At 70.8% G+C, this 6,000-nt stretch carries 7 protein-coding genes; 5 read left to right on the top strand and 2 right to left on the bottom strand.

What is annotated here, in order from left to right; genetic code table 11:
* Window positions 1-109: 109 nt before the first annotated feature.
* On the bottom strand, window positions 110-313 hold the full coding sequence (locus C1I99_RS33765) for a hypothetical protein (protein ID WP_233512342.1): 204 nt from the start codon (window positions 311-313) through the stop codon (window positions 110-112).
* An 829-nt stretch (window positions 314-1,142) separates the two neighbouring features.
* Window positions 1,143-1,568 carry a deoxynucleoside kinase gene (locus tag C1I99_RS05390; RefSeq protein ID WP_233512341.1) on the bottom strand — a complete coding sequence of 142 codons (426 nt, stop codon included), beginning with the start codon at window positions 1,566-1,568 and terminating at the stop codon, window positions 1,143-1,145.
* Window positions 1,569-1,833: 265 nt separating this feature from the next.
* Between C1I99_RS05390 and C1I99_RS05385 the strand changes: the two genes are divergently transcribed.
* The 5 genes from C1I99_RS05385 to C1I99_RS05365 are packed head-to-tail and all read left to right on the top strand — an operon-like array spanning window position 1,834 to window position 5,921.
* Window positions 1,834-2,385, top strand: a complete 552-nt coding sequence (locus C1I99_RS05385) for an RNA polymerase sigma factor (protein WP_111133047.1) — start codon at window positions 1,834-1,836, stop codon at window positions 2,383-2,385.
* Window positions 2,382-3,182, top strand: coding sequence for a hypothetical protein (locus C1I99_RS05380; RefSeq protein WP_111133045.1), 801 nt, complete (start codon window positions 2,382-2,384; stop codon window positions 3,180-3,182). The genes C1I99_RS05385 and C1I99_RS05380 overlap by 4 nt, the downstream gene beginning before the upstream one ends.
* A 14-nt stretch (window positions 3,183-3,196) precedes the next feature.
* The gene (locus C1I99_RS05375; RefSeq protein ID WP_438941381.1) at window positions 3,197-4,000 is read left to right on the top strand and encodes an ABC transporter ATP-binding protein; all 804 of its coding nucleotides are present in this window, start codon (window positions 3,197-3,199) and stop codon (window positions 3,998-4,000) included.
* Complete coding sequence (locus tag C1I99_RS05370; protein ID WP_111133043.1) at window positions 3,997-5,319, top strand: hypothetical protein; 1,323 nt, start codon at window positions 3,997-3,999, stop codon at window positions 5,317-5,319. The genes C1I99_RS05375 and C1I99_RS05370 overlap by 4 nt, the downstream gene beginning before the upstream one ends.
* A complete protein-coding gene (locus C1I99_RS05365; protein WP_111133041.1) occupies window positions 5,316-5,921 on the top strand; it encodes a hypothetical protein in 606 nt (201 codons plus the stop codon). The genes C1I99_RS05370 and C1I99_RS05365 overlap by 4 nt, the downstream gene beginning before the upstream one ends.
* The last annotated feature ends 79 nt before the right edge of the window (window positions 5,922-6,000 follow it).

Genomic DNA, 6,000 nt, shown 5'->3' with positions numbered 1-6,000 from the left:
CATGGCGAGGCTCCCGGTCGGGGCTTCGAGTCTTGGTCGACAGCTGTCCTACCTGGAGCCTCGCACCCATCGATCACCAGGCCTGCCGCACCCGTCCCGAGCTGCAAGATCAGCTTGGAAAAGGCTCCTTGATCGTCTCCTCCGGGCGCTTGTCGATGAGGTCGTACGCGGTATGCGCGTCGGCGAACGGGATGTGGTGGGTGATGAGCCCGTCAACGCGGACGTGGCCCTCGGTGACGAGATGGCCGGCGGGCGCTGAGCCGCGGAAGGTCCCAGGCGGGATAGTGCGCTGCGAGCAGCCGTTGACCGTCATCGAGGAGACAAGGGTGATGCGGTTGCGGTGGTACTCCTCGCCGAGCCGCAGGCCGCCTTGGTCGCCGTGCTAGGAGGCGACGGTGGAGACGGTCGCGCCGACCCGGACACAGCGGATGGCCTCGTGCAGTCCGGCGTAGGAGCCGGATGCCTCGATCGCCACGTCTGCTCCGGCCGAACCGGTCAGCATGCGGACCAGGTGGGCAACGCGACACGGGTGAGGATGAAGAAGACGGCCCGCTCGGGGCCGATGTCCGCAGGTAGGCGGCCTGCTTCGGCGGTGTCGACGCTGACGACGTGGCCGGTGGCGTGTGGTCGGTCCAGTGCGACCAGATCCCCTCGGAAGTCCGGTCGCGGGCGGCGCTGCCGACCGCAGCGACCCGGGCGATGGTCTCGTAGCCGGGTACTACCGGGTAGTCCCGTCCTGGCCCATTGATGAACAGGCGTTGCTCGGGCAGCCACGAGCGGTGCACGGCAGCGGCCGAGCCCCGCACCCACGCCATTTCGGTGCCGTGGCTGATGATGCCGGACACGACGGCCTGGGCGTACACGTCGGTCGGGCCGAGCGGCGGGAGGCTCTCCGAGATCAGCTCGACCTTGCCGGGGCCGGTGATCATCAGGCGGGTGGTGGGCGGGCACGCGGCAATGCCCTGGTGCGCGAAAGCGGGTTGGGTCACGGCTTCTCCGATCCGGTGAGTTGGGCGATCAGCTCGTCGGGGTCCGCGTCGTTGAGGGCGTCGAACGTGCTGCCGTCGCGTTGGATGACGTGAGGGGTCTCCATGTCCCGGCCTCGCTGCTTGACGCGGTGAAACAGGGTCGATGGGGCGCGGTCAACCCGATCGCCACGTCCGGGCTCGGACTGACGGTGGACCAGATACCGCAGGTCTGCGCGACACGGCCCGCGTCGGCGGCGGGCAACGTTCTGCGGCGAAGATGCGTTGCTGCACCATCGCCCAATCCGCGACGATCCGGCCACCAGTCCGGGTGATCATCTTGATCCGACGCAACTGCGCGACCCGCAGGGCGATGAAGGTGAGTTCGACCTTCAAGGCGAGATCATCTGTGGCGTGTTCGGCCTCGGCGTACAGCTGCGGCAGGTAGGGGTTGTCGGCGAACGGATCGAGCATCAGCGTCGCGTCCAGCCGGGCGGCCAGGCGACCGGCAAGCGTGGTCTTGTCCACCCCTGCGGTACCGGAACGCGCACCGAACGCGTACCGAGACGCGGACCAACGAGCGACGTTTTGCTGGTAGACCATCCTCTAACCCGTGCATATGTAGAGTTCTGGAAGTGCACCGGGAGCGTGGGTGGGGGAAGCCCCCGGAGCGCGCGCTTCTGCGAGTTCAGGTCAAGATGTCGAACTCGGATGACTGGGCTGACAGGTCGTCAGGTCCAGGCGCGTTCGTGCAACCTGACCGCTGCCGTCTGTGCAGTGTCGGCATGATGGTGCGGCGCCCGAACGCAGTGATCCATGTCACAGCTCCGGGTGGACCCGTTCGTGGTCGGCTCTCGTCTTGCTGGTTGTGAAACGAAGCCTGAACGCGGCTGACGAGGAGGAACTCGTGCGCCGCACCGCCGCCGGGGACCGGCGCGCGTTCGACGAGTTGTACCGGCGTACGTCGCCGTGGCTGGTCACCCGGCTGCGGCGGCGGTGCTCCGACGACGACGTGGTCGCCGACGTGATGCAGGAGACCTACCTGGCCGTCTGGCGTGCGGCGGGCGGCTTTGCCGGGGGGAGCGCGTCGGGCAGCGCGGTCGGCTGGCTGTGGACCATCGCCGCGCATCGGCTCGTCGATGCGTTCCGCCGGCGGGCCCGACAGAACCAGGTGCCGGCGGTGCCGCTCGTCGAGTCGGTCGCTCCCGCTGCCGAGGACGAGGTCATGGCGGTACGGGTGGGTCAGGAGCTGGAGCAGGCGCTGCTCGAGCTTCCGCCGGAGGCGCGGCAGGTCCTGCGCGCGATGGTGCTGGACGGGCTCTCGGTGCGGGAGACCTCCTTGCTGCTGGGGGTGCCGGAGAACACGGTGAAGTCCCGGGCCCGGCGGGCTCGAATCGCTCTTCGGGAGGCGCTGTCGTGACCACGCATATCAGCCCCGCGATGATCGCCCGCTACGCCGATCGAGGGTCGGACCTCGACGAGGTCACGGTGTGGTCGATCGAGGTGCACCTGGAGGACTGCGCGGACTGCCGTGCGCTGGTGGCCGCCGGCACGACCGGCGACACCGGGGCTCTGCTCGCCCGGATCGCCGCCGGCGTGGACGAGGCCATCGCCGCCGGGCCGGTTCCCGCCCCGCGGCGGCGCTGGTCGGCGGTGCCCAACCGCTGGCTGGTCTGGCATCTGGTGCCGTGGCTGTCCATGACGGTGGCGGTGCTGGGCTGTGCGGTCCTGTTGCAGGCGGTGCAGCCGAGCCTGCCGTCGCTGGTGGCGCTGCTGGCCCCGGTGGCGCCGCTGCCCGGTGTGGCGATCGCGTGGAGCAGGCGCACCGACCCGGCGTGGGAGCTGATCGCGAGCACCCCGGCGGCCGGGCTGGCGATCCTGCTGCGGCGTACGGCGGCGGTCCTGACCGTGGTCGTGCCAGCACTCGCGGTGGCGAGTAGCCGTACCGGCGTCTCTCTGGCTTTGACGCTGTTGCCATGCCTGGCCTTCACCGCCGCGACCATCGCATTGGGCGCTTACATCGGCGTTCGCCTCGCCGCCGTCGGTCTCGGCATCGCCTGGGCCCTGGCCGTGGTGTTGCCCGCCGTGCTCACCGCCGAACTGCCGGCGGTGCTGCAACCAGGCAGTTCACTCGCGTGGGCGCTGCTCACTCTCCTGCTGGCCGGTGTCGCCGCGACGCAGAGCGACAACTTCCGCCGGCTCTCCAGCCACCACTGACTTCGAAAGGAAACATGATGCGTACGGTGAGCGCGGCCGAGACGGCCCCCACTACCTATCCCTGGGCCATCCATGCCGAGGGACTGCGGGTGCGCGCCGGCCGGCACCTGGCCGTGGACGGGCTCGACCTGGCCCTGGGCGCCGGCGTCCACGGCTTGCTCGGCCCGAACGGCGCCGGCAAGACCACACTCATGCGTGCGCTGGCCACGGTGCTGAAACCGGCCGGCGGCCGGCTGGCCCTGCTCGGCGAGTCGGTCGACAGCCGTGCCGACCTGCGGCGCGTACGTCGCGGGCTGGGCTACCTGCCGCAGCAGTTCGGGTTCTACCCCCGCTTCACGGTGCGGGAGTTCGTCGAGTACATGGCGTGGCTCAAGGAGATGCCGAAGACCGCTGTTCCCGGCGCGGCACAGCGGGCGATCGAGCGGGTCGGCCTCACGGCCAAGGCCGATGCGCGCATGAAGGCGCTGTCCGGCGGCATGCTGCGCCGGGCCGGTATCGCGCAGGCGATCGTCAACGACCCGCAGGTGCTGCTGGTCGACGAGCCGACCGTCGGCCTCGACCCGGAGCAGCGCCTCGACTTCCGTGAGCTGCTGCGCGACGTGGGCGTCGACAGTTGTGTCCTGGTCTCCACCCATCTCGTCGAGGACGTGGTGGCCGCCTGCACGGACGTGGTCATGGTCAATGAGGGCCGGCTCGTCTATCAGGGCACCCCGGACGACCTGGTCGCGCAGGGCAGCGAAGGCGACCCCGGCGACAGCCCTGCCGAGCGGGGCTACTCCGCGCTGCTGCGCCGCCACCGGGCGGTGACCGGCCGATGAACCGCATCCTGAGTATCGAGCTGCGCCGTTCCGCGGCTCTTGGATCCGCCCTGGTCCTGTTCGTGACCGGCGTGGTGCTGCTCGCCCTCGACGGGACGGTGTTCACCACCGGATGGATGCAGCTGGCCATGACCCAGCGGCTCTACCTGGCCGTGTTGTGGCCGCTGGCGCTGGCCGCCGGCGCCTGGCAGGCGGGCCGCGAGCGCCGGTCGAAGGTTGCGGAGCTGTTCGCCAGCACTCCGCGCCCGAGGACCCACCGGGCGCTGCCGACGCTCATTGCGATGGCGGTCGCGGTGGTCTGCGGATACCTGGCGATGGGAATCGCCGGCGGCCTGCGGATAATAGGCACCGCGGAGTACCTGCCCGTGGCGGCCTTCGCCGTCACGGCCGTCGGCGCGCTCGCCCTGATCGCGGCGGTCTGGCTCGGCCTGGCGATCGGTCGTCTGCTGCCGTGGCTGGTGACCGCGCCGGCGCTGGGCATCGCGGGCATGGGGCTCCTGCTGCTCATCCCCGCCGCGACGCGGCCGCACGGATGGCTGGCCCTGACGTTCTCCCCGATCCACGAGATGAACCTGCCGGGCGCCTACACGACCGTGCCCGGCCGGGCCAGCGTCGCCCAGGCCCTCTGGCTGGCCGCTCTGGCAGTCACCGCCGTGATGCTGCTCGCGTCCAGCGGCTGGCGCACCCGTGTGGCGGCGCTGCTGCCCGTGGCGCTGGGCGCCGCGCTGGCGATCACGGTCATGCCCCACCAGAACAGGCTCGTCACCGACGCGATCGACCCGGTGGCCAGAGAGCTCGTGTGCACCGAGGACAAGCCGCGCGTGTGTGTCAGCCGGGTTCATTCGGGGCTGCTGCCCGAGGTGACCGCGCCGGCCCGGGAAGGCCTGGCGGCACTGGCGAAACTGCCGGACGCCCCGACCATGGTGCACGAGGACACCACCACGTACGTCCCCGAGAGCTATCCGCCGTGGCGCACCGACGTCGTACTGCTCAGCGTCGAGGTCGGCGACGACGGTCACATCGCGGACAGAACCGATGTGCGGGTGGAAGTGGCGGCCGGGGCGTTCGCCAGCCCACCCCGGTGCGAGAACGTCGTCGACATGGCAGACCGGATTGCGGCCGCTCACTGGCTGATCGGACGAGAGCCGGCGGCGGCCAGTAAGAGTTTCGCGCTGGCGGACAGCGAGCGGGCCGTGGAGCTGTGGAACGACCTGCGGCAACTGCCCGGCCGCGAAGCGGAGGCCCGCGTGCTGGCACTGCGTCAGGCCGCGGTGAACTGCACGGCCGGCAACGGACTGTTCTCCGGGAGCACGCCATGAGGTGGCTGACGCTGTACCTGCGCTCCCGGCGTGTCCCGATGGCGCTGATCACGGCAGGCGGCTGCGCGGCGCTGATGTGGTCGCTGTGGTCGGTGTTCTCCGACAACCGCACCGTCGCCGTGCAGATGGTCGTCCTGACGCTCCTGCTGATGGTCGCGGCCCTGACCGCCACCCTCGGTGGCCCCGACGACGCCGTGGAGAAGACGGCCGCGTTCTCCTGGCTGCCGCGACGGATCGCCCACCTGGTGGCGGCTTTCCTGATCGTGGTCGTGCTGCTGCTGGCCACGCTGGCGACCGGGGCCCGTTTCGGCCCTGCCTGGCTGGTGGTGCGCGACGCGGCCGGGCTGCTGGGGCTGACCGCCCTGTGCGCCGCGACGATGGGCACCGCCCGGGCATGGTTCCTTCCGCTGGGCTGGACGCTGGTCGCGATCATCTCCCCGCTGCCGGAACCGGTCGCGGGGCGGATCCTGACGTGGCAGGCACAGGCTCCAGCCAGCACCGCCGCCGCTGTGACAGCCGGGCTGCTCGCGTTCGGCGGGCTCATCGCGTACGCCGTGGCCGGGCCGGCGCGGAGCGCGCCCGCCGAAGCCGCCCAGCAGTGACCGTACCCCCGACTTGACCGCACGAAGCCCTCACCCGCGGGTGAGGGCTTCGCTGCTTCGGGAGAGAGGTCGAAAGATG

Origin of the sequence: Micromonospora deserti, from assembly GCF_003236335.1 — a bacterium.
In the GTDB taxonomy this organism is placed as follows: Bacteria; Actinomycetota; Actinomycetes; order Mycobacteriales; family Micromonosporaceae; genus Micromonospora; species Micromonospora deserti.
Note: the sequence above shows the minus strand (reverse complement) of the source record. Positions and strands in the feature narration are given on the sequence as shown.